This is a genomic window from Sneathiella limimaris (genome assembly GCF_012932565.1).
Taxonomy (GTDB): domain Bacteria; phylum Pseudomonadota; class Alphaproteobacteria; order Sneathiellales; family Sneathiellaceae; genus Sneathiella; species Sneathiella limimaris.
Window position 1 is genome coordinate 1377661 of sequence record NZ_JABBYJ010000001.1, and the last position, 21764, is coordinate 1399424.

At 51.2% G+C, this 21764-nt stretch carries 23 protein-coding genes and 2 riboswitches; of the genes, 6 read left to right on the forward strand and 17 right to left on the reverse strand.

Annotation, left to right across the window (positions count from 1 at the left end; genetic code table 11):
* Positions 1 to 13: 13 nt before the first annotated feature.
* The gene (ispH, locus tag HH301_RS06685; protein WP_169567805.1) at positions 14 to 961 is read right to left on the reverse strand and encodes a 4-hydroxy-3-methylbut-2-enyl diphosphate reductase; all 948 of its coding nucleotides are present in this window, start codon (positions 959 to 961) and stop codon (positions 14 to 16) included.
* Positions 962 to 1160: 199 nt separating this feature from the next.
* Between ispH and HH301_RS06690 the strand changes: the two genes are divergently transcribed.
* The gene (locus tag HH301_RS06690; RefSeq protein ID WP_169567807.1) at positions 1161 to 1712 is read left to right on the forward strand and encodes a hypothetical protein; all 552 of its coding nucleotides are present in this window, start codon (positions 1161 to 1163) and stop codon (positions 1710 to 1712) included.
* Between the two features lie 66 nt (positions 1713 to 1778).
* On the opposite strand, the gene HH301_RS06695 is transcribed toward HH301_RS06690, so the two are convergent.
* Positions 1779 to 3095 carry a methyl-accepting chemotaxis protein gene (locus tag HH301_RS06695; protein WP_169567809.1) on the reverse strand — a complete coding sequence of 439 codons (1317 nt, stop codon included), beginning with the start codon at positions 3093 to 3095 and terminating at the stop codon, positions 1779 to 1781.
* Between the two features lie 77 nt (positions 3096 to 3172).
* Positions 3173 to 3697 (reverse strand): PAS domain-containing protein, encoded by a 525-nt coding sequence (locus tag HH301_RS06700; RefSeq protein WP_206378209.1) that lies wholly within the window; start codon positions 3695 to 3697, stop codon positions 3173 to 3175.
* A gap of 219 nt (positions 3698 to 3916) precedes the next feature.
* Positions 3917 to 4003: riboswitch (glycine riboswitch) on the forward strand.
* Positions 4004 to 4006: 3 nt separating this feature from the next.
* A riboswitch (glycine riboswitch) is annotated at positions 4007 to 4097 on the forward strand.
* A 60-nt stretch (positions 4098 to 4157) separates the two neighbouring features.
* Between HH301_RS06700 and gcvT the strand changes: the two genes are divergently transcribed.
* The 4 genes from gcvT to gcvPB are packed head-to-tail and all read left to right on the forward strand — an operon-like array spanning position 4158 to position 8566.
* Positions 4158 to 5270 carry a glycine cleavage system aminomethyltransferase GcvT gene (gene gcvT, locus HH301_RS06705; RefSeq protein WP_169567813.1) on the forward strand — a complete coding sequence of 371 codons (1113 nt, stop codon included), beginning with the start codon at positions 4158 to 4160 and terminating at the stop codon, positions 5268 to 5270.
* Positions 5271 to 5296: 26 nt separating this feature from the next.
* Positions 5297 to 5671, forward strand: coding sequence for a glycine cleavage system protein GcvH (gene gcvH, locus HH301_RS06710; RefSeq protein ID WP_169567815.1), 375 nt, complete (start codon positions 5297 to 5299; stop codon positions 5669 to 5671).
* Positions 5671 to 7020 (forward strand): aminomethyl-transferring glycine dehydrogenase subunit GcvPA, encoded by a 1350-nt coding sequence (gcvPA, locus tag HH301_RS06715; RefSeq protein WP_169567817.1) that lies wholly within the window; start codon positions 5671 to 5673, stop codon positions 7018 to 7020. Before gcvH ends, gcvPA begins: the two co-directional genes overlap by 1 nt.
* Positions 7010 to 8566, forward strand: coding sequence for an aminomethyl-transferring glycine dehydrogenase subunit GcvPB (gcvPB, locus tag HH301_RS06720; RefSeq protein WP_169567819.1), 1557 nt, complete (start codon positions 7010 to 7012; stop codon positions 8564 to 8566). The genes gcvPA and gcvPB overlap by 11 nt, the downstream gene beginning before the upstream one ends.
* 152 nt (positions 8567 to 8718) lie before the next feature.
* Here the strand turns inward: gcvPB and HH301_RS06725 are convergent, their stop codons facing one another.
* The 8 genes from HH301_RS06725 to HH301_RS06760 all read right to left on the reverse strand — a co-directional run bounded on the left by HH301_RS06725 (position 8719) and on the right by HH301_RS06760 (position 16006).
* Complete coding sequence (locus HH301_RS06725) at positions 8719 to 9201, reverse strand: F0F1 ATP synthase subunit B family protein (RefSeq protein WP_169567821.1); 483 nt, start codon at positions 9199 to 9201, stop codon at positions 8719 to 8721.
* Positions 9201 to 9692 (reverse strand): F0F1 ATP synthase subunit B family protein, encoded by a 492-nt coding sequence (locus tag HH301_RS06730; protein ID WP_169567823.1) that lies wholly within the window; start codon positions 9690 to 9692, stop codon positions 9201 to 9203. The genes HH301_RS06725 and HH301_RS06730 overlap by 1 nt, the downstream gene beginning before the upstream one ends.
* Positions 9693 to 9746: 54 nt before the next feature.
* Positions 9747 to 9971, reverse strand: a complete 225-nt coding sequence (locus HH301_RS06735; protein ID WP_025898179.1) for a F0F1 ATP synthase subunit C — start codon at positions 9969 to 9971, stop codon at positions 9747 to 9749.
* 44 nt (positions 9972 to 10015) lie between these two features.
* On the reverse strand, positions 10016 to 10765 hold the full coding sequence (locus tag HH301_RS06740) for a F0F1 ATP synthase subunit A (RefSeq protein ID WP_206378210.1): 750 nt from the start codon (positions 10763 to 10765) through the stop codon (positions 10016 to 10018).
* A 57-nt stretch (positions 10766 to 10822) separates the two neighbouring features.
* Entirely contained in the window at positions 10823 to 11137 is a 315-nt protein-coding gene (locus HH301_RS06745) for an AtpZ/AtpI family protein (protein WP_169567825.1), read from the reverse strand.
* 160 nt (positions 11138 to 11297) lie between these two features.
* Positions 11298 to 14753: a chromosome segregation protein SMC gene (smc, locus tag HH301_RS06750; RefSeq protein ID WP_169567827.1), complete on the reverse strand. Its 3456-nt coding sequence runs from the start codon at positions 14751 to 14753 to the stop codon at positions 11298 to 11300.
* Positions 14754 to 14770: 17 nt separating this feature from the next.
* The gene (locus HH301_RS06755; protein WP_169567829.1) at positions 14771 to 15442 is read right to left on the reverse strand and encodes a DsbA family protein; all 672 of its coding nucleotides are present in this window, start codon (positions 15440 to 15442) and stop codon (positions 14771 to 14773) included.
* Between the two features lie 57 nt (positions 15443 to 15499).
* The gene (locus HH301_RS06760; protein WP_169567832.1) at positions 15500 to 16006 is read right to left on the reverse strand and encodes a DUF721 domain-containing protein; all 507 of its coding nucleotides are present in this window, start codon (positions 16004 to 16006) and stop codon (positions 15500 to 15502) included.
* A gap of 84 nt (positions 16007 to 16090) precedes the next feature.
* Between HH301_RS06760 and mutY the strand changes: the two genes are divergently transcribed.
* Positions 16091 to 17194 carry an A/G-specific adenine glycosylase gene (gene mutY / locus HH301_RS06765; RefSeq protein ID WP_169567834.1) on the forward strand — a complete coding sequence of 368 codons (1104 nt, stop codon included), beginning with the start codon at positions 16091 to 16093 and terminating at the stop codon, positions 17192 to 17194.
* A gap of 6 nt (positions 17195 to 17200) precedes the next feature.
* Here mutY and HH301_RS06770 read toward each other — a convergent pair whose 3' ends face one another.
* The 6 genes from HH301_RS06770 to acuR form a co-directional block, all read right to left on the reverse strand.
* Positions 17201 to 17614: an EF-hand domain-containing protein gene (locus HH301_RS06770; protein ID WP_169567836.1), complete on the reverse strand. Its 414-nt coding sequence runs from the start codon at positions 17612 to 17614 to the stop codon at positions 17201 to 17203.
* A 42-nt stretch (positions 17615 to 17656) separates the two neighbouring features.
* A complete protein-coding gene (locus tag HH301_RS06775) occupies positions 17657 to 18736 on the reverse strand; it encodes a site-specific DNA-methyltransferase (RefSeq protein ID WP_169567838.1) in 1080 nt (359 codons plus the stop codon).
* Between the two features lie 109 nt (positions 18737 to 18845).
* Entirely contained in the window at positions 18846 to 19448 is a 603-nt protein-coding gene (locus tag HH301_RS06780) for a ribonuclease HII (RefSeq protein ID WP_169567840.1), read from the reverse strand.
* Between the two features lie 3 nt (positions 19449 to 19451).
* The gene (locus HH301_RS06785; protein ID WP_169567842.1) at positions 19452 to 20033 is read right to left on the reverse strand and encodes a peroxidase-related enzyme; all 582 of its coding nucleotides are present in this window, start codon (positions 20031 to 20033) and stop codon (positions 19452 to 19454) included.
* Positions 20034 to 20051: 18 nt separating this feature from the next.
* On the reverse strand, positions 20052 to 21032 hold the full coding sequence (gene acuI / locus HH301_RS06790) for an acrylyl-CoA reductase (NADPH) (protein WP_169567844.1): 981 nt from the start codon (positions 21030 to 21032) through the stop codon (positions 20052 to 20054).
* Positions 21033 to 21068: 36 nt separating this feature from the next.
* Positions 21069 to 21713 (reverse strand): acrylate utilization transcriptional regulator AcuR, encoded by a 645-nt coding sequence (acuR, locus tag HH301_RS06795; protein ID WP_169567845.1) that lies wholly within the window; start codon positions 21711 to 21713, stop codon positions 21069 to 21071.
* Positions 21714 to 21764: the final 51 nt, after the last annotated feature.

Consider the following 21764-nt stretch of genomic DNA (forward strand, 5'->3'; position numbering starts at 1 on the left):
TGAAAGACCGGGATTAATTTTCCAGAACGCGGGGCAGCTTGAAGGTCACATTCTCCTCGCTGGTAACCACTTCCTCGATGGATACTGTAAATCGTTTTGAGAATGCCTCAATGACTTCTTCAACCAATGTTTCTGGGGCTGAGGCACCAGCGGTAATGCCAATTACATTGCATCCCTCCAGAAGGTCCCAGGGAATATCGGCAGCCCGTTGCACAAGACTGACCCGCTCACACCCATTTTTCTTGGCCACCTCAACCAATCGCATGGAATTTGATGAGTTGGGTGCCCCGATGACCAGCATGCCGTCACATTTTTCTGCAAGCTTTTTGGCGGCCGCTTGCCGGTTTGTGGTGGCGTAGCAGATATCCTCCTTTTTAGGGGAGGCAATGTCAGGAAACTTTTCCCGCAGTTTTTCGACAATATCTTTTGTTTCATCTACGGAAAGGGTTGTCTGTGTCAAATACGCAAGTTGGGCGCCTGGCTGGCGCGGCTCAAAACTGGCAGCATCTTCGACAGTTTCAACCAGTGAGATGCGACCTTCTTCGAGCTGACCCATGGTGCCGATGACTTCCGGGTGTCCTTTATGTCCGATGAGGATCAATTCCATTCCATCCTTGTCGTGGCGTTCAGCTTCCCGGTGAACTTTGCTGACCAGTGGACAGGTCGCATCGATATAGAACATCTGCCGGCTTTCGGCTTCTGCCGGGACAGATTTTGCCACACCGTGAGCAGAAAAGATAACGGGCGCGTCTTTGGGAACTTCGTTCAGCTCATCAACAAAAACGGCGCCTTTTTGCTCAAGATTTTCCACTACGTAGCGGTTATGAACGATCTCATGACGGACGTAGACGGGAGCCCCGTATTTTTCCAGTGTTTTTTCAACAATCTGGATTGCCCGGTCTACGCCGGCACAGAACCCACGAGGGGCCGCTAGAAGAAGCTTTTTTTCCGGTACTGACATGTTCACAAAACCTGGGTTGTTCCCAAAAATGCAACGGTAGATGGTTCTATCTGCGACTTTGGCAAGAGCCGGGTTGCTAAATAAATGAGACCATCCTAAATTCGGCGAATTAGTATATCAAAACCCCGATGATTACCAGTGTTGTCACATAAATCAGATCAAGGGGCAACCATCAGATGAAAGGGCAGATCAACCTGTCATGAAAAAGACGCTCAGAACATTTGCTGTCCTGATGGGACCTTTGTTTGTATCAGCCTGTGGGGGCAATTTTTCGACAGACCTGTTTGGGTCAGATCAAGCACCTCTGCCATGTCCGAATGTGACCGTTTTGCCAGGTGCGGAAAATATTACTATTTTCAGAGAAGGCCCCGGGCGAGACCTGGTAGACGTTACCTTTGAGGGTGTGATCGAGCCTATTGGTGGTGAATGCGTTTATGAAGATGATGATGCGCTAGTTGTTGCTGAACTGCTGTTGCAGGTCTCTGTCGTGAAAGGACCCGCGGCGAATACGGAAACACCAACTGTTCCTTTCTTTGTGGCGATTGCCGATCGCGACAAGAAAGTTCTTAGTAAGAAGGTATTCGATACGACTATTCAAATTCCAGCGGGCCAGAAGCGCGGTGCGGTTCAGGAAGAAATGATCCAGCGGATCCCGATCTTGAGCGGCCGCACAGGTGCGGACTATGCCATTGTAATTGGGTTCCAGTTATCAGGTGAACAGCTGGAATATAACCGGAAGACAATCCGCTAAGACTTATTCATTAAGCAATAAAAAACCCGCCTTTCGGCGGGTTTTTTTGCTGTTGGTTTGGCTCTATCAAACGACTTTTCGAACCTGAGAGAGGAAGCCTGCCACATTGTGTTCCAGCTCTTCGGATTTGTTCTGAAGGCCTGTGGCTTCCTGTAACAAGGCATTGCTAGTGGACGATGTCTGATCTGCTGAACTTTCGACACTTGCAATATTCTGGGAGACTTCCTCAGTGTTGTTGGAAGCGCTCAGAACGCTTTGTGAAATTTCCCTCGTTGCAGTGCTTTGCTCATCAACCGCGGTGGCAATGGTCTGAACCGCGTTGTTGATGTCTTCGATAGATGCGTTGATTGTATCCATGGATTGAACCGCATCAGTGGTCGCTGCCTGAATGTCAACGATCTGGCGACTGATGTCTTCTGTCGCTTTAGCTGTCTGGTTCGCCAGGTTTTTCACTTCATTGGCAACAACGGCGAAGCCTTTGCCGGCATCACCTGCACGAGCAGCCTCAATTGTCGCATTCAGTGCGAGAAGGTTAGTCTGGCTGGCGATATCTTCAATCAGTTTGACCACTTCACCGATAGACTGGGCAGCATCAGCAAGGCCTTTAATCTTGATATTGCCGCTTTGCGCTGTTTCACGTGCAGTATTGGTATTGTTCATGGAATGCTGGATCTGGCGGCCGATTTCCTGAATGGAGGCTGCCATTTCTTCTGCAGAACTTGCCACTGTCTGTACCGCTTGAGAAGCACTATGGGCCGCAGTGCTAACCCGTTTTGCCTGATCCGCAGTGCTACCCGCATTATCTGAAAGGTTGTGGGCAGATCCTTGAACGGTTCTTGAGCTTTCTGAGATTGCATGTGCAACAGAACCAATTTGTTGTTCGAACTGCAGGATAACTGTCTCGAACTGTTTGGTTCGCTCATCGAAAGACGTTGTGCAGGCGTTGATCCGGTTAGCTGTTTTCTTGAAAGATCCGGACATATCGAATTCAAGGATTTTCCGGTAGTATTTCTGGTCAACTACATGCTGCATGGAGGCTTCAGCCTCGCGCATGAAGGCGTCAATGCGGTCTACCAGTTCGTTGACAGACCACTGCAAGTTGGCGAGTGGGCCACTCGGATCAATATTAAGGATCCGGGCCTCAAAATTCCCCTCGGATATAGTTTTGCAGACCTCTGCGGTTCTGGAAAGTTCCTCAAGTATGCTGCCGGTACCAGATGCGACTGCGGAAGTGGCATCATAGTCAGACGCTCTTGATTCCAGCATAAGAAGCATATTGTCCCGCTCTTTGGCAGCTTTAACAGCTTTAGAGCGATAGAACAGGGCGACCCCTGCTGGGATTAGGAAGGCAATAACGATTAGGGCAATTGTAGTAATAGTCATGTCGGTAACAGTCTTTCAAAGTCCAATGGAAACTTGTCTTGGGTTGATCATATGATCTGCTTCAAGAAAGCCGGCTCCTATAAAGAGAAGATCCAGCGGTCGTAGTTTCCTCCTTTTTCGGCGATGAAAGCTTTGAGGACCTCCATGCTGTCAGCCAGTCCCTGCTTTGGGGAACTGGCAGCATTCTCAACTTGTTTCAGTTGTGCATAAACTGGGGCAATGACATTCTTTACAACCTCTGGGTTCACAGCCCGTCGGTTTGAATGATATCCAAGGACATTTCCACTTTCGTCCATGGACGGGGTGACATGTGCCAACACCCAATAATGATCGCCTTCTTTACAAAGATTGATCACGTAGGCGAACACCTCGTTCCCGGACTTTAACCGATCCCAGAGAAACTGAAATATAGAGCGAGGCATATCCGGGTGCCGGATACAGTTATGCTGAACCCCAAGGACTTCGTCCTCACTATATCCTGAAATTTCAAGGAACTGCTTGTTAGCATAAGTGATTTTACCGGTCAGATCTGTCTTACTGACGATAATTTCTTTTGTATGAAGAACTCTTTCGGTTCCTGTGGGGGTGACTGAGGGTCTCATTAAATGGCACCGTAGATTTGTTTTACTGTGGAGGTATATATCGTTTGACATGCATCATTACTGAAATTGGTTAATACAAAGTAAGCGCTAGACCGAGATTCAAAACAAACGAAGAAAAAGCACAGTATTAATTAACCTAGGGCAGTAAATCGAAACATTGACCCTAAAGATGTTTGACAGAAAGGAAAGCATGCCTATGATCTTTCCTCATTCATACAGAAGATCCCTGCGGGAGAGTCAGGTTAGCCTGACGCCGAAGGAGCAACCGCCCCGGAAACTCTCAGGCACCCGGACCGCAGGGGGATGAAACTCTGGAAAGCAGATCGAGTAATCGATTTCACCGAAGGGGTAAGCAGGATCCTCTAGATTCTGTCAAATCTCTCAGGTCCATAAGACAGAGGGGGTGTTCCTGCAGCAGTTTTGCGGGAGCTTTTAGACTCCTTTGCGGACTGAGAGAGAGATGGGCGACATTTCTGAAATAAAACAAACTATTCTCCATGACTTGCACTTGGAATTGGGTGCAAAAATGGTTCCGTTTGCCGGTTATGATATGCCGGTTCAGTATTCTGATGGCATTATGAAAGAGCATCTGCAGACCCGCGAATCTGCCGGACTGTTTGATGTCTCCCATATGGGCCAGGTTGTTATCCGCGGTGATGATCCCGCTGCCGCTATTGAGAAACTGGTTCCAGGCGATATCCAGTCCCTGAAAGATGGGGAAATGCGATACAGCTTCCTGACGAACGAAGCAGGCGGTATCCTTGACGATCTGATCATCACTCGCCGAAGTGCGCGAGAGCTATTTGTCGTGGTGAACGCTGCGTGTAAGGATCAGGATATTGCGCATTTCAAATCAGCTCTTTCCGGTGAGGTCACTGTTGAGGTGCTGGAAGATCGGGCTCTGGTTGCCTTGCAGGGACCTAAAGCTGCCGAAGTGCTGGCCCGCTACAATCCAGATGTCGCAACGATGCCGTTCATGACCTACCAGGAAATGGAAATTGGGGGCTTCCCTTGCTTTGTAACCCGGTCCGGCTATACGGGCGAAGATGGATACGAAATTTCAATTCCGAATGCCGCTGCTGATGTGCTCTGTCGGAAATTGTTGAGCGAAACTGAAGTTGCTCCGATCGGATTGGGCGCTCGGGACAGCTTGCGTTTAGAGGCGGGGCTATGCCTTTACGGTCATGACCTGACAACTGAAACAACACCTGTATCTGCAGGGCTCCTCTGGGCGATCGGGAAACGGCGCCGCGAAGAGGGGGGCTTTCCAGGAGCTGACATTATTTTGGCAGAAATTGCCAATAAGCCGAAAATGAAGCGTGTCGGGATCTTGCCAGAAGGTCGAGCCCCTGCTCGGGAGCATACTGAGATTGCTGACCTGGACGGCAATGTGATCGGAGAGGTGACCTCAGGCGGTTTTGCACCAAGTCTGCAGGCCCCCATCGCCATGGGATATGTTCCGCTGGAACTGTCGTCTGTGGGAACTGAAATTCAATTGATCGTCCGCGGGAAGCCAAGGGCGGCAAAAGTTGTTAAAATGCCATTTGTTGAGCAACGTTATTATCGCGGCTGAGGGCCGGTTTTTAGGGGAAAAGAGTAATGAGCATCAAATATACCAAAGATCATGAATGGGTAACCGTTGACGGCGATGTCGCAACTATCGGCATTAGCGTCTATGCACAGGAACAGCTTGGCGACGTTGTCTTCGTTGAAGTGCCTGAAATGGATCAATCTCTTGGTAAATCTGACAGCCTGGCTGTTGTTGAAAGCGTGAAAGCGGCTTCAGACGTCTACACACCGGTGAGCGGTGAAGTGGTTGAGGTCAATTCCGAGCTTGAAGACAACCCGTCTCTTGTCAATGAAGATGCAGAAGGCAGCGGTTGGTTCGCAAAGCTTAAAATCTCCGATGCCGGAGAGCTGGACGAGCTGATGAGTGCCGATGAGTATAAAGAATATGTGGAAGGTCTTGGCTAATGAGATATATGCCGCATACCGCCGAGGATCGTGCGGAAATGCTGAAAAAGGTTGGTGTGGGATCTGTTGATGATCTCTTCGCTGATATCCCTGAAGAAGCCCGCCTGAAAGGGCTTCTGGATCTGCCGACCCATGCACCAGAAATGGATGTGGACAGAAAAATGCAGGCTTATGGCCTGAAGAACCTGTCGCCATCTGAAAATCCGTGTTTCCTTGGGGCAGGGGCTTATCGCCACCATGTTCCTTCTGTTGTGGATCACCTGATCCAGCGGTCTGAGTTTTTAACCGCCTACACGCCTTACCAGCCGGAAATCAGTCAGGGAACCTTGCAAGCCCTGTTTGAATTTCAAACACAAGTGGCCATGATCACTGGTATGGATGTGGCAAACGCCTCTATGTATGATGGGGCAACAGCCTGCGCAGAAGCTGTTCTGATGGCTTGCCGGGCGACCCGTCGGAAAAAGGCTATTCTCTCCGGTAACCTTCATCCCCATTACCGGGAAGTGACAGAAACAACCGTTCAGTTCACCGAGTTTGAAGTCGCGTCTGATGCGCCTGTGCTGGATGGTGTCGAAGATCTGACTGCCAACCTGGATAAAGATATTGCTTGTGTTGTGGTTCAGAACCCGGATTTCTTTGGTCGCCTCCAGGACTTGAGCGATCTTGCCGATAAATGTCATGAAGTGGGTGCACTTCTGGTCGTTGTGGTCACAGAAATCGTCTCCCTCGGTCTGGTGAAATCACCTGGGGAAATGGGCGCCGATATCGTTGTGGGCGAAGGCCAGTCCATTGGTGTGGCCCTGTCCTACGGTGGACCGTATGTCGGTCTTTTTGCAACGCGCCAGAAATATGTGCGGCAGATGCCCGGCCGTCTGTGCGGTGAAACGGTTGACCAGGAAGGCAACCGTGGCTTTGTGTTGACCCTGTCAACGCGGGAGCAGCATATCCGCCGGGAAAAAGCGACCAGTAACATTTGTACCAACGCTGGTCTCTGTTCACTGGCTTTCAGTATTCACATGAGCCTCCTTGGTCAATCTGGCTTTAAACAACTGGCTGAGATCAACCACGGCGAAGCCGTCACGGCGGCTGAAAAGCTGGAAGCTGCTGGCCTTGAAATTCTCAATGACAGTTTTTTCAATGAATTCACGGTCAAGCTGCCGGGCTCTGCTGAGAAAGCGGTTGAGGCACTTGCTGATAAGGGAATTCTGGGCGGCGTCCCTGTTTCCCGTCTGATTCCGGGTGAAGCTGCTTTTGAAAATCTGCTGCTGGTTACGGTGACAGAGACGAATACAGATGAAGAAGTGGACCAGTTGGTTGCCGCACTGAAGGAGATCGCCAATGCTGAATAATGTTGGACGTCCAACCCGGCCTGAAGGCACTTCTGGCAATGTGGATCTGGATGGGACCTTTACAGGTAACAAAGCCCTCAACCTCGAAACGCCACTGATTTTTGAGCAAGGGGTCAAGGGACGCGTTGGAGTTGACCTGCGTGCGCCTAAGAAGGTGAAGAACCGCCTTGGTGGACTTGAACGCCCCGAAGATCCTGAATTGCCAGATCTGTCGGAACCTCAGGTCCTTCGCCATTACGTGCGTCTGAGCCGCCAGAATTATTCTATTGATGCCGGGTTCTATCCGCTTGGCTCCTGCACCATGAAGCACAACCCCCGCATTAACGAAAAAGCGGCACGCATGAAAGGTCTTGGGGATATTCATCCTATGCAGCCTGTCAGCACCGTTCAGGGGGCGCTGGAACTGATTGATGATCTTGGCCATTGGCTAAAGACCATCACCGGCATGCCTGCCGTTGCCATGTCACCTGCCGCGGGCGCCCATGGGGAACTCTGCGGTGTGATGGCAATCCGGGCCGCTCATGATGCCAAGGGCGAAAGCCGGACCCGTATTCTGGTCCCTGAATCAGCTCATGGCACCAACCCGGCAACGGCTGCTCTTTGTGGGTATAAGGTAGAATCAGTGCCTGCCCGTGCAGACGGCCGGATGGATCTGGAGGCATTTGAAGCTGCCCTCGGACCTGATGTTGCGGGTGTCATGCTGACCAACCCGAACACTTGTGGTCTTTTTGAAAATGACATCAAGAAAATCGCAGATTTGGTTCACGCTGCCGGTGGGTACTTCTATTGCGATGGTGCCAACCTCAACGCCATTCTGGGCCGGACACGGCCGGGTGACCTGGGTGTGGATGCCATGCATATCAACCTGCACAAAACCTTTTCCACGCCTCATGGCGGCGGCGGACCGGGTTCTGGTCCTGTTGTACTCTCTGAGGCATTGGCTGACTTTGCGCCGGTTCCCTATGTCGTCAATGGCAAGGATGGCTATGGGCTACAGGAGCATGTCAGCGGCGATGCCACGGCAAGCTTTGGCCGGATGAAGACTTTCCATGGACAGATGGGTATGTTTATCCGGGCTATGGCGTATATGCTGAGCCATGGATCAGATGGCCTTCGCCAGATTGCTGAGGATGCAGTTCTGAACGCCAACTATGTTCGGGTCGGCTTGAACGATCTGCTGCATTCACCGTTCGATGGGATTTGCATGCATGAAGCGCTCTTCGATGACAGCACCTTGAAGGATACAGGGGTGACCACCCTTGATATCGCCAAGGCAATGATTGATGAGGGCTATCATCCTATGACCATGTATTTCCCACTGGTCGTGCATGGCGCCATGCTGATCGAGCCAACAGAAAGCGAAACCAAGGAAACATTGGATCTCTTTATTGGTAGTCTTCGCCATCTCATTGAGAAAGCAAAGACCAGCAATGATCCGGACTTCTTCAAGCAGGCACCGCACTTTGCACCGCGTCGTCGCCTTGATGAAACGGCTGCTGCCCGTAAACCAATCCTCCGTTGGAGTGCGGAAAACGACGCAGCCTGATCCTCGGTCAGATCAAAGAAACGAGAAAAGCCCCGCAGATAGCGGGGCTTTTTTTGTGCGTGAGTGTCGGGGCAGGGGGGACTTGTATTCAGGCAAGAAAAAACCCCGCGAGGTAAACCTTGCGGGGCTGTTCTTTGACGGGAACACCGAATTTAGTTCAATTGGGAACCCAGATCCTTGATAGATTGATCAATCAGCGCACCAGCTTCCTTGGCTTTGAGATTGTCCTTCATCAGCTTTTCAGCAGCTGCGATGGAGATCTCAACGGCAACGTTCTGGACTTCTGACAGAGCTTTTTCTTCCGCCTGGCGAATTTTGGCTTCAGCCAGTTCCTGACGACGTGTCAGGGCAGCTGCAAGCTCAGCTTCGCTTTCCTTGCGGATGATTTCAGCATCTTCCTTAGCCTTAGCGACGATTTCCTCGGCAGTTGCCAGGGCATCACGCTGACGGCGCTGGTAATCGGCAAACATGGCTTGTGCTTCTTCACGCAAGCGCTGTGCTTCTTCCAGCTCGTTTTTGATCCGATCTGCGCGGGCATCCAACTGCTTGGCAATGACACCTGGTACTTTGAAGTACACAAGTACACCCAAGAAGATGAAGAATGCGACGGCGACCCAAAAAGCATCATAATGCATTAGGCACGTCCTTTCGCATTTGCTTCCACAGCAGCTTCAACATCTTTGTCAGTGACTTCCACAGAAATCAGCTTGGCAACAGTCGCTTTCGCGGCCTCACCAGCGATTGTCCGAACGTTGGACAGTGCTGTTTCCCGTGCAGATGCGATACTGGCTTCCGCAGCTTTGGCTTTTTCGGCCAATTGGGCTTCAAGATCGGCCTGGCTAGCTTCCTGCTCTTTAGCAAGGTCAGCTTTCAGCTCGGAAACCATGGCATGTGCCTCGCTCCGGGCTTTGTCCAGTGCAGCTTCATAATCCGCTTTTGCCTTGTCGGATTCCTCGCTGAGGCGCTTGGCTTCATCGAGATCCCGGGCAATACGGTCTTGACGATTTTCCAGAACCTCAGAGATGCGTGGCACAGCAACCTTCGCCATCATGATGTATAAGATCACGAAGGAGATTACCAGCCACACAAGCTGTGGAGGAAAGTCTGCAATATTTAATTGCGGCATAACCGTTCCTAAATCCTAGTGTTCAAGTCTTCTTTAACGATGAGGTTAAAGAGATTAAACGAACAGGATGATCAGAGCGATAACCAGTGCGAACAGAGCAACAGCTTCTGTCAGAGCAAAGCCGAGCAGAACGTTACCAAATACTTTTGGTGCAGCTGCTGGGTTGCGTAGAGAACCTGAGATGTAAGATCCGAAGATGTTACCCAGACCCAGACCAACACCAGCAAGGGCGATAGTTGCAAGGCCGGCACCAATCATTCTAGCGGCTTCTAATTCCATGATATTCTTCCTTCTTTAAAGAACAATCTAATCGTTTTGAGTAATCAGTGATGCAGGTGAATTGCATCGTTCAGGTACAGGCAAGACAGGATTGCGAATACGTAGGCCTGCAGGAATGCAACCAGGAATTCAAGGCCTGTCAGGCCCACGATAAAGGCAAGCGGCAGCCAGCCTCCCAACCAACCAAGTCCAACCACGAACGCACCAAATACTTTCAAGAGCGCATGACCCGCCAGCATGTTGGCGAACAAACGAACAGAAAGGCTGATTGGGCGGACAAAGTAGGAAATCACTTCAATGGGAACCAGGATCGGCATCAGGAAGATCGGAACTCCGGATGGCGCAAACAGGGTCAGGAATTTGAACCCGTGGCGCACGATGCCAACGATGGTTACCAGAATGAAGACAGTCAATGCCAAAGCGAAAGTCACAACGATATGACTTGTCACTGTGAAGCTGTAAGGGATCATGCCGATCAGGTTCGCAAAGAGGACGAACATGAAGACAGAGAAGATGAAGGGGAAGTATTTGCGTCCTTCGGACCCCACATTTTCCTTCAGCATATTGGCAATGAATTCATAAGAAAGTTCAGCAACGGATTGCAGGCGACCCGGAACCATGGCCCGGCCGCGCATGCTGAATGTCAGGAAGACAGTAATCGCTGCAATAACGATCAGCATGAACAATGAGGAATTGGTAAAAGAGTAATCAACACCAAATGCTTCCAATTCGACAAATCGTTTGATTTGGAATTGCCCCATCGGGTCGATATGGAGTCCCTGACCTTCTGCCACGATACTTAATCCCGCTTATCTGTTTTTCGCACAAAGAGAAGCAGTTGCCCACTCCCCTTATTCATCAATATTTGCCTGGTTCATTCGAGTGGCAACCTTGATTACGTTATAAACGCCAACAATCATGCCAATCACAACAAACACTAACAAAAATATAGGCCGGGTCTCCAACCAATTGTCGAGCATCCAGCCAAAAACACCGCATACAATCAGAGCCGCTATCATCTCAACCGAGAGACGCCAGGCTCGTCCTAACGCACTGCCTTGCTCAACTTTCAAATTCCCGTCCCAGGACTTTTCTACATGTTCCTTGCGGGCTTTCTCAAGTCGAGCCTTGAATTCTTTCTTCTCGTCCGGGTCAGAGTCTGTCATTTTCGCCACATTCACGAAAATTTAACATCATCTGTGTTCCCCCTACTCAAAGCGCGGGAAACATACGTTCTGCCTCCCGGGCTGTCAAGGTGCAAACGACACCGAAAAATGAACCATTGTGGAAAGCCCAAAATGGCGGAGTTTCAGCCTTTCTTCGTCCCTAGACTGGCTCTTCTGTCATCAGGCGGGCTCGTTGCAGATCAACTGAAACCAGTTGAGAGATTCCCCGCTCAGCCATCGTAACCCCGAACAGCCGATCCATCCGGGCCATTGTAATGGGGTGATGGGTGACGACAAGGAAGCGCGTCTCGGAATTTTTTGCCAGTTGATCCAGCAGGTTACACAGGCGTTCAACGTTCACATCATCCAGTGGGGCGTCCACCTCATCCAGTACACAAATAGGTGCTGGGTTGGTGAGGAACACGGCAAAGAGCAAGGCAACTGCTGTTAATGCCTGTTCCCCACCGGATAAAAGCGACATAAGTTGAAGGCGTTTGCCAGGCGGACTGGCCATAATTTCCAGTCCTGCAGCCAGTGGGTCCTCTGATTCCGTCAGTTTCAGATGAGCATAACCCCCGCCGAACACCTGCTTGAACAGATCCTGAAAATGAGAATCTACCTGTTTGAAAGCGTTGAGGAGCCGCTCCCGACCTTCTTTGTTAAGGCTGGCAATACCTTGCCGCAGGCGGGAGATGGCGGCTTCCAGATCGGCACGCTCTTCCAAAAGGGTAGTGAGCTGCTCATCTACTTCCTTGGCTTCGATTTCCGCTCGCAGGTTCACAGGACCCATGCCATCGCGTTCTTTCTTCAGCCGCTCAACTTTCCGTTCACTGACATCAACGGGGGGAATCTCTTCTCCCTCCTCAATGCCGCCGGCTTCCTTGATCTTGTCAGGCATACATTCCAGCTTTTCATGGATCTGCTCAGCCAGGGATTTCAGGATATCCTCGCTATGTTCTACATCGGCTTGATAGCGAACCCGCTCTTCGCGGCAGGTTGCCAGCGAGTCCTGTGCCTGACGAAGTGCAGCGTCACATTGGGCAAGAACTGATTCGGCCTCTGCCACCTGTTCACGAATAGTCGTGCGCTTGCCTTCTGCCCGGGCCATTTCATCCATCAACTCGCCGCGCAGGCGTTCAAGCTCTTGCGGCTTGGTTTCCAGATCTTTTAGTTCCTGATCAGTGCTGGAAAAGCGGATTTCCAACTGGGCAAAATGATCTGCCATGCCACTGGATCGACGGATCCAGTTTTCCCGCTCCTGAGTCGCGGATTTGATCCGGTCTTTGCGGATCGCCGCATCACGAAGTTTTCGGTCCAGGTCTGATCGGGTGCGGGCAGCCTCTTCGCGTTTTTCCCGCAAGGTGTTTCTCAATCTGTCCAGATCCGCTTGTCCTTCACCAGGATCGCTCATCTCTGCCTGTTGGCGGGTCAGTTCACTCTGGCGGGATTTAGTGTCGCTGATATCTTGAGTGAGGGCCTCTACTTGTTCGTTGAGGACCTGCAGTCGGCTGGTCTTGGTAGCAACTGCGCGCTGCTGTTCGGCTTGTCGGGCGCGCAAGCGATTGAGCTCTTCCTCAACAGCTCTTCGTGATTGCCGGATTTCCTTCTCCTGGGTTCTAACCTCCTGGGCATTACTTTCGGCAACAGAAAGTTTTTCAGCCTGTTGATCTTTTGCAGCTTCCTGTGTCCGCTGTGTTTCTTCTAAATCCTGTAGCCGGTTTTTCTGCTCCAGACGAAGAGCTGCAGCGGATTTGCTCCCGGCTTTTTGCCGATACCCATCCCAGCGATAAAGATCACCTTCTTTGGTGACAGCCCGCTGTCCGGGTTTCAGGCTTTTAACAATAGCGTCCACATCACTTGGATCAACGACCGCAATTTGCGACAGTCTGGCCGCTAGCGCACTTTCACCCTTCACAAATTGGTCTAGTGTCTCAACTTTGTCGGCAAAGCCTTGATCCGGTTTTGCTGCGCCGCTCCAATATCCGGGTGCATCCGCATCCGTTGGAGCATCCAGGTCATCGCCAAGCGCGGCACCAAGCGCCGTCTCGTAACCTGCAGTTACGTCCAGACCTTCAGCAACTCCCGTCCATTCTCCTTGATCAGACGCCGCCAATAGGCTCTTGATCGCTTTGATCTCTGCCTCCGTTGCAGCAAGACTTTTCTCAGAAGTCTGAAGCTGGTTCCGTGCGTCTTTTTCCGCTTGATCCAGTTCTGCCTTTTGGCTTTCCAGTCCGTCCAGTTCTGCTTGAAGATTTTGGGATTTCTCAAGGGCCGTTTTCAGTTCCGCCTCAACCGGTTCATTTTTCTCCAGCTGTTCAAGGCTATTTTTAAGAACAAGCCGTTCTTTTTCGATTTCAGAAAGTTTGCTTTCCTGGCGTTCTTTCTCGCGCGTGGCAGCAGCCAGTTGCTGTTCCAGACTGTTTTGTTCAGCGCGGGCAGCGGCGAGCGCTTCCGTCTTTTCATCCAGTTCTGCTTGCAGGTTGCGGATGATCGCTTGTTTGTCGTCAATTTCTTTGGTGAGGGTTTCTAAGGTCGGGGCCTCAGCTTCCTCAGTTGCGGTCAAGCTCTCGACTTCTTGCGCCAGAGCCTCTATCGCTTCGGCGGCTTCCGTCTCCAGGGATTTTTCCCGTTCCATATCACTGGAAATCTGGGTTTTTCGGTCTTCAAGCTGTTGGCGGGCTTTCAGGATGCGGTCTTCTTCCGTTTGCAAATGATCTTTTTGCAATGTCAGTTTGTTGACTTGTGCCGCTGCAGCAGCATCCGCATCCCGCAAAGGGCCGAGGGCTTCGCCCGCCTTCAAGCTTGCATTTTGGGCAAGGGCTACCTGTTTTGTCAGTTCGGCAACGGCATCGCTTGCCTCTTTCAGTTTTTGGCGGGCATCAGCTTCGGTAGCGGCTGCTTTTTCATATTTCCGAAAGAGCAGCATGGCTTCTGCTTTTCGAATATGACCAGAAATATTGCGATAACGGGTTGCCTGCCGGGCTTGCCGCTTCAGGCTCCCCAATTGGACTTCTAGCTGACCGGAAACATCATCAACCCGTTCAAGGTTATTCTCAGCTGCTTTCAGTCGCAGCTCTGCCTCATGGCGGCGGGAATGCAGGCCGGAAATCCCGGCGGCTTCCTCCAGCAGATGGCGTCGGTCTTTGGGCTTGGCATTAATGAGGGACCCGACGCGGCCTTGACTGACAATCGCTGTTGAATGGGCACCTGTCGCCATATCAGCGAACAGAAGTTGCACATCCCGGGCACGGGTCACTTTCCCGTTGATCCGGTAATCAGATCCGGCTTCTCTGCGGATCCGCCGGGTGATATCCAGCTCTTCAGTGTCATTATAAGCAGGAGGTGCTGCCCGGTCTTTATTGTCCAAGCCCAGGGTAACTTCGGCCCAGCTGCGCGGGGCGCGGCTAGTAGTGCCCGCAAAGATCACATCGTCCATGGCACCGCCGCGCATATTTTTGGCGGATGTCTCCCCCATGACCCAGCGCAGCGCCTCCACAAGATTGGACTTGCCGCACCCGTTGGGTCCGACAATGCCGGTGAGGCCGTCTTTAATCAATAATTCTGTTGGCTCCACAAAGGATTTGAAACCGGACAGACGTAATTGAGAAAATTTCACGGCCCCTCCATCATGGTTTACAGAAGATCTTTGAGGTAATTGTCGACGTTTTCATACTCTTCCCAATCGCCCTCAAATTCTTCACCATTAATGAAGATCGTTGGCGTGGCATTCACGTCATACTCATTGGCGGCAACCATGCGGTCCATAAGAATGGCTTCCCCAAGGGCTTCATCCTTCAGCGCTGCATCAAACTTGGCTGCAGGAACGCCGACCATCTTTCCGATATCTTTCAGCGCCGCAATCACATCGCTTGCGTTGCCCCATTCAGCCTGCTTGGCATAGAGGATTTCCAAAGTTGGGAAAAACCGCTTTTCACCTGCTGTATGTGCAAGGACAGACGCAAAGAACGCATTCTGATCCCAAGGATAGTCCCGATAGATCAGGTAAGCCTTGCCGGTATCGATGTAATCTTTCTTCAGACTAGGCATAACGATCCTGTGAAAGTCAGCGCAATGTGGGCAGGTCAGGGATGCATACTCAACAATGGCAATTGGGGCCGTCCGATCGCCGAGGATCGTGTCATCTTCGCGGATTTCCATAACATCTGCTCTGGCAGGTGTTGCTGCAATCAATGAGGAGGCAGCAAAAGCAACCGGAGTCATGGCGGCGGATGATACAAAATGTCGTCGTGTAAGCTTCAATTTGGACTCTTTCATACTAGATGTTGTGCAATTATAATCTTTCATAATTGATTCCTCAAACATTTCTGTCTTGTTCTGAATTTAGGCGTTAATTCGTTGATTTCAGGTTGTTTTTTGCTTGTTCAGCAGGGCGTTTTTGCTGACCAGTTTTTGCCCAAGACGGGTCAACTGATCCTTCAAATCCGGGTCGGAGACCGACTGAAGGCTGGCATCGAGCCACGCCTCCTGATCCTTATTTAGCGCTGGAAGTGGCTTTTTATCCGCAGATTTCTGCAGTTTTACAGGTGCCTGGATTAATTGTAGACGAGCAACAGCCTTATATCCGAAGAAGCTATTGATTCGCTCAATAATCAAGGGTTCAAACTGTTGAAATTCCGGGGCAAAGCCGGGGGCTACCCGAACTTTCAGTGTTGCCTCATGAGTTTTTGACCTGCCATAGCTCATCCGTTCAGGACTGGACGCACCGGCAAGGGTCGGGCCAACAATGCTCGCCCATTTGGACAGGATGTCAGCCTGGGCAAAGCCCCTCTTTACAAGGGCTGCCTTGGTATTCTTGTCGATAAATCGGCCAATGGCCTGAGGCCCGGCTTTCTGTGCAAACTTTCTCAAATTTCCAAAACTCTTTATCGGACTGACTGATCCTTGTGATATAGGAACCCAAACGGTTCAAAAGAATGATTAATTTCAGGTGAGATGGCTAGTCACAATATCGCGCGCGACAGATTTCCCGAAAAGATCCTGACCTGGTATGACGAACATGCCCGTGAGTTGCCCTGGCGCAGCCAAGGGGGAGAGCGACCGGATCCTTATCATGTCTGGTTGAGCGAGATCATGCTGCAGCAGACGACAGTCGCTACAGTCGGGCCGTATTTTCAGAAATTTCTGGACCAATGGCCGACCGTGAAGCATCTGGCGCTGGCTCCTCTGGATGATGTGCTGACGGCCTGGGCGGGGCTTGGCTATTACGCCCGGGCACGTAATTTACATAAATGTGCGGGGGTAGTTTGGCATAATTATGGCGGGCAATTTCCGGGAAGTGAGGACGAATTGCTGACCTTGCCCGGTGTCGGCCCCTACACCGCCGCCGCCATCGCTGCTATTGCCTTCGATGAGCCCGCCGTTGTCATTGATGGAAATATTGAGCGCATTATTTGCCGGGTTTTTCAGCTTGAGGAAACTTTGCCTGCGGGGCGGCCTGTTATCAAGGAGCATGCCGCCACAGTAACCCCAAAGGACAGACCCGGTGATTATGCACAAGCCTTGATGGATATCGGCTCGCGGATTTGTCGGCCTAAAAAGCCTGCATGTGACAGATGTCCGGTAACTGATCTTTGCCATGTTTCCGGACAGGAAATTGCCGAAGCCTATCCCAAAAAGGCACCTAAAAAGGTCAAGCCTGTTAAATCGGCGTTTGTTCTTTGGATAGAGAATGAAAAAGGTGAGGTTCTGATGCGACGCCGACCCGAAAAGGGTCTTCTTGGTGGAATGATGGAATTTCCGTCCACGGACTGGACAGAAGGGGAAAGTCAGCCTTCTGAGGTTGGTCAATTAAAGGTCGAGTTGGGTCTTGAGGCAGATGAAAATGTTCAGGCAGTTGCGCAGGAGGTAGTTCATACCTTCACCCATTTTCAGCTTAAACTCAGTCCGCAAATCTATCAGGTTGCGGCGGATCAGGTTCGCCCGTCCAATCAGCTCCAATGGATAGCGCCAACCGGTTTTGGGGATATTGCGCTGCCAACCCTGATGAACAAGGTGGTAAAGGTGGTGTCCAAGGGGCAGGGGAGCCTGCCCCTCTAGGCGATTTTAAAGGCCGGGGGCTACGAACTCATCGCGGGAGACGAACCCGTCCCCATCTTTATCCAGCAGTTTGAAATGTGCTTCGCCGACAGCCAGAAATTCAGCCATGGTCAATGTCTTGTCGCCATTGGCGTCGGCCTCTTTGAATTCGTCGGTCATCTTAACCGGTGCATCCGGGTTGGAACTTACACTTTTCAGCTTATTGGCTTCGACATACTCAGCGAAGGAAACCTCGCCATTCCCATCGATATCCAATGTCGTGAAATACCGATGGCGAAAGCCTTGCGCCTCTTCCATCGAGATCATGTTGTCAGCATTACGATCAATGCCGATAAACTGAGCGGAATTAAAGGTAAGCGCGCTGGCCATGGTTGTGCTGGCCAGCAGGAAAAGTGCAGTTCCAAGTAAAGTTTGTTTCATCATGCCCCCTTGCATATGGATGAAAGGGGGCGGACCCCCTGATCAGTTGGTCATTTCGGATCGGACTTGCTGGCGAAGGACGTCGATCGGCACCGTTTTGCCTTCCACGTCGAAATGCCAGAATGTCCATCCGTTACATGTACTCGATCCCTGCAGCTGGGCACCCACTTTATGGATAGACCCGCTGATGTCAGAGGCGACCAGGCTGCCATCAGCCCGGACTTTGGCTTTATATCGTTTGCGGCTGTCAAACAGGACCTGACCGGCATTGAGAAGTCCCCGCTCGACCACGGATCCAAAAGGAACCCTTGGCTCCTGCCGTTTGCCACGTGTGACTTCCAGCTCTTCCCCTTTTAAAGGTTGAACTTTGGCGATCCGTTTTGTCGCAACTTCGATATATTTGTCTTCTCGTTCCAGTCCAATGTACCGCCGGCCCAGTCGCTTGGCAACGGCGCCTGTGGTGCCTGAACCAAAGAAAGGATCCAGGATCACATCACCGGGTTTGGAAGATGTCATCAGAACCCGATAGAGCAGGGCTTCTGGTTTCTGGGTTGTGTGTGCTTTCTCGCCATCAATTTTGAGGCGTTCATTGCCACTGCAAATCGGCAGGTGCCAATCAGAACGCATTTGCACATCATCATTCATCACTTTCAAAGCGTCATAATTGAAGGTGATGTTTTTGGCGTTCTGGTCCTTGGCGCACCAGATCAGCGTTTCATGGGCATTGGTCAGGCGGGTGCCGCGAAAGTTGGGCATTGGGTTACTTTTCCGCCAGATCACATCGTTCAGCATCCAATATCCCAGATCCTGCAATGTCGCGCCGACCCGGAAAATATTGTGATACGAGCCGATCACCCACAGGGTTCCATTGTCTTTCAGGACCCGTTTTGCGGCTTTTAGCCAGTCTCTCGTGAACTGGTCGTAAACCTGGAAACTGTCGAACTGGTCCCAGTGATCGTCAACGGCATCGACCCGGCTGTCATCGGGGCGGCGGAGCTCACCAGAGAGTTGCATGTTATAGGGTGGATCCGCAAAAATCATGTCCACGGATTTTTCTGGCAGACTGTTCATCAGCTCGATGCAGTCGCCTTTCAGGATCTTGTTAAGCGGTATGGTTTTCATGTCTGTCTTCGCAGTTGGTTTTGATATCGCGTGACAGTAATTCTGAGTCGGCCGATTCGCTCCGTCAATAAAATTTGTGGAATCAGTAAGTTAGAGCAAAGAGTTAAATTTAAGACTCAGTGGATTCCAGAAGTTTCCGGATTGGGGCGAAGCTTCGCCTATGTTGTGGCGTGACACCAAATTGCAACAATCCCTTGCGATGCTCGGCTGTCCCGTAACCCGCATTTCGCTCCCATCCATAGTGCGGATATCGCTCAGAAAGAGCCTTCATTTTTCGATCCCGTGTCACTTTTGCAACAATGGATGCCGCCGAAATGGAGAGTGATTTGTTGTCACCTTTTACTATAAGTTGTGTTGAGGGGTGAATTTTCGGATCTCGGTTGCCGTCCACAAGCAGATGATCCGGCTTTTGGGGAAGGGCTTCCACCGCCCGTTTCATAGCCAGAAAAGTGGCTTTCAGGATATTAAATTCATCGATTTCGGGGACGCTGGCCTCTCCAATTCCAACCATTGCAGAGCTGATGATCAGATCGAAAAGGGCCTCTCGGCTTTTTAACGACAGCTTTTTTGAGTCCGTCATTCCCTCCGGTACATTCGTTCGATCCAGGATCACAGCAGCTGCGACAACGGGGCCCGCAAAGGGGCCCCGTCCAACTTCATCCACACCAGCGATCAAACCATCCAGCTGATCCTCAAAGGCAAAGTCCGGCATGGATCAGCGTGGCTCCCGTCCCATGGCGTAAAACTCGTCATTAGGACGCATTGCTGTCAGGTTTGCCATTCGATTGCTCAATCCAAAGAAGGCGGTGATGGCGCCGATATCCCAGATATCCTCGTCATCAAATCCATGGCTACGTAAAATCTCGAAGTCCGCCTCTCCAACCGTGTGGGCTTCGTTGGAAATTTTCAGGGCGAAATCCAGCATGGCTTTTTGCCGCTCTGTAATGTCAGCCTTGTGATAGTTGGTGGCAATCTGATCGGCGATCAGCGGCTCTTTTGCATAAATCCGAAGAAGAGCTCCGTGAGCCACCACACAATAAAGACAGTGATTGTCGGATGAGGTGGCCACAATGATCATTTCTTTTTCTGCCTTGGTCAGGTTGGACCCTTCTCTCAGCATGATCGCATCATGATAATTGAAAAAGGCGCGCAACTCGTCTGGCCGATGGGCGAGGGCGAGAAACACATTGGGAATAAAGCCTGCTTTTTCCTGAACACCAAGGATCAACTCTTTCATATCCTCTGGCAGATCCAGGACATCGGGAACAGAATACCGACTGATGGGTTTTACACTCATTTTAGGATCCTTACCCAATTATGCGTTTACGTTGACGACGACACGGCCTTTGACCTTGCCTTCCAGCAGGGACTTGGCTGTCGGAATGGCTTCTTCCAGGGTGATCTCTTTGGTGATCAGGTCGATATGGGACATATCCAGATCTTTGGCGAGCCGTGCCCAGGCTTTCAAGCGTTTCTCTTTCGGGCACATCACACTGTCCACACCGTTCAGGATCACGCCGCGCAGGATGAAGGGCATAACGGTTGCTGGAAGATCAAACCCTTGTGCAAGACCGCAAGCTGCAACCGCACCGCCATATTTAATACCAGCGCAAACATTGGCGAGGGTGTGACTGCCAACCGTATCAACGGCGCCGGCCCACTGCTCTTTGCCAAGTGGGCGTCCTTTTTCGGATAGCTCCGCACGGTTGATAATCTCAGCAGTGCCAAGGGATTTTAGATAGTCTTCCTCTTCCGGGCGACCTGTGGATGCCACAACCCGGTATCCCAGCTTAGCAAGCAGGGAAACCGCGACACTGCCTACACCGCCAACTGCACCAGTAACCAGAATGTCGCCCTTGTCTGGCGTGACGCCCTGATCTTCAAGGGCCATTACGCACAGCATTGCCGTATAGCCGGCTGTTCCAATTGCCATCGCCTGTTTTGCGCTAAATTTTTCAGGCAGCGGGACCAGCCAGTCACCGTTCAGGCGGATCTTCTCGGCAAGGCCACCCCAATGGACTTCGCCAACACCCCAACCATTCAGAACAACTTTGTCTCCGGCTTTATAGTCAGCGTGACTGCTTTCCTCGACCACGCCGGCAACATCGATACCTGGGATCATCGGGAATTTGCGCACCACAGGTGAGGCGCCTGTAATCGCCAGCCCGTCTTTATAATTCAGGGTCGAATAATCCACCTTGATTTTGACATCTCCCTCCGGCAGATCCTGCTCGTCCACCTCGGTCAGCTTGGCTTCGTACTTATCGTCATCTTTGGTGATGAGAATGGCCTTCATGACAGTTTCCTTTTTTCAGCACATTGAGTTTTGAATTTATTGGGTTGAAATTTTGAGTTGGGAGAAGAACACCTCCCGAAACAGATTAAGCGGTTCGGTCGATTTCACCAGTTTGGCCCGAAGGATCGCGCCCTCCCAGCCTATCCAGAAGAAGGTCGCCATTTTATGGGTCTCAATATCCGGACTTAAATCGCCAATGACCTGAGCCGCGTCAAGGCATCTGGCAATTCGGTTTTGCCAGCCTTCAAACACAGCTTCCAGCCGTTCACTAAACTCGGCGTTCAGGCCGCTGGCTTCCTGTCCCATATTGCCGATCAAGCAACCGCGGCGAAATTCATGTCGCTCGATCCAGCCGATCGCACCATCCATAAAATTCTGCAGGCGTTTGAGCGGCGGGACATCCTCGGCAAGGAGATACCCGTCCAGCAGGTGGTCAAAATACCGGCCATAAGCCTCCAGCACTTCCAGTCCAAACGCGTCTTTGCTCTTAAAATAGTGATAGAAGGACCCTTTGGGAATATCCGTTCCTTCCAGAAGCTCGCTGATTCCGGTGCTGATAAAGCCCTTCTCAGTCAGCAGCTCCATACCCTTACGAACAAGTAAGTCGCGTCCCTCCATCTCCCCAGCAAACTGCTTGGGCGGCCGACCACGTCCTCTTTTTAAGGGTTCTGAATTGCTCATTCCTATTTATAGACCGATCGTCTAGAAAATAGCAAGGGCTGATTTGTTGGG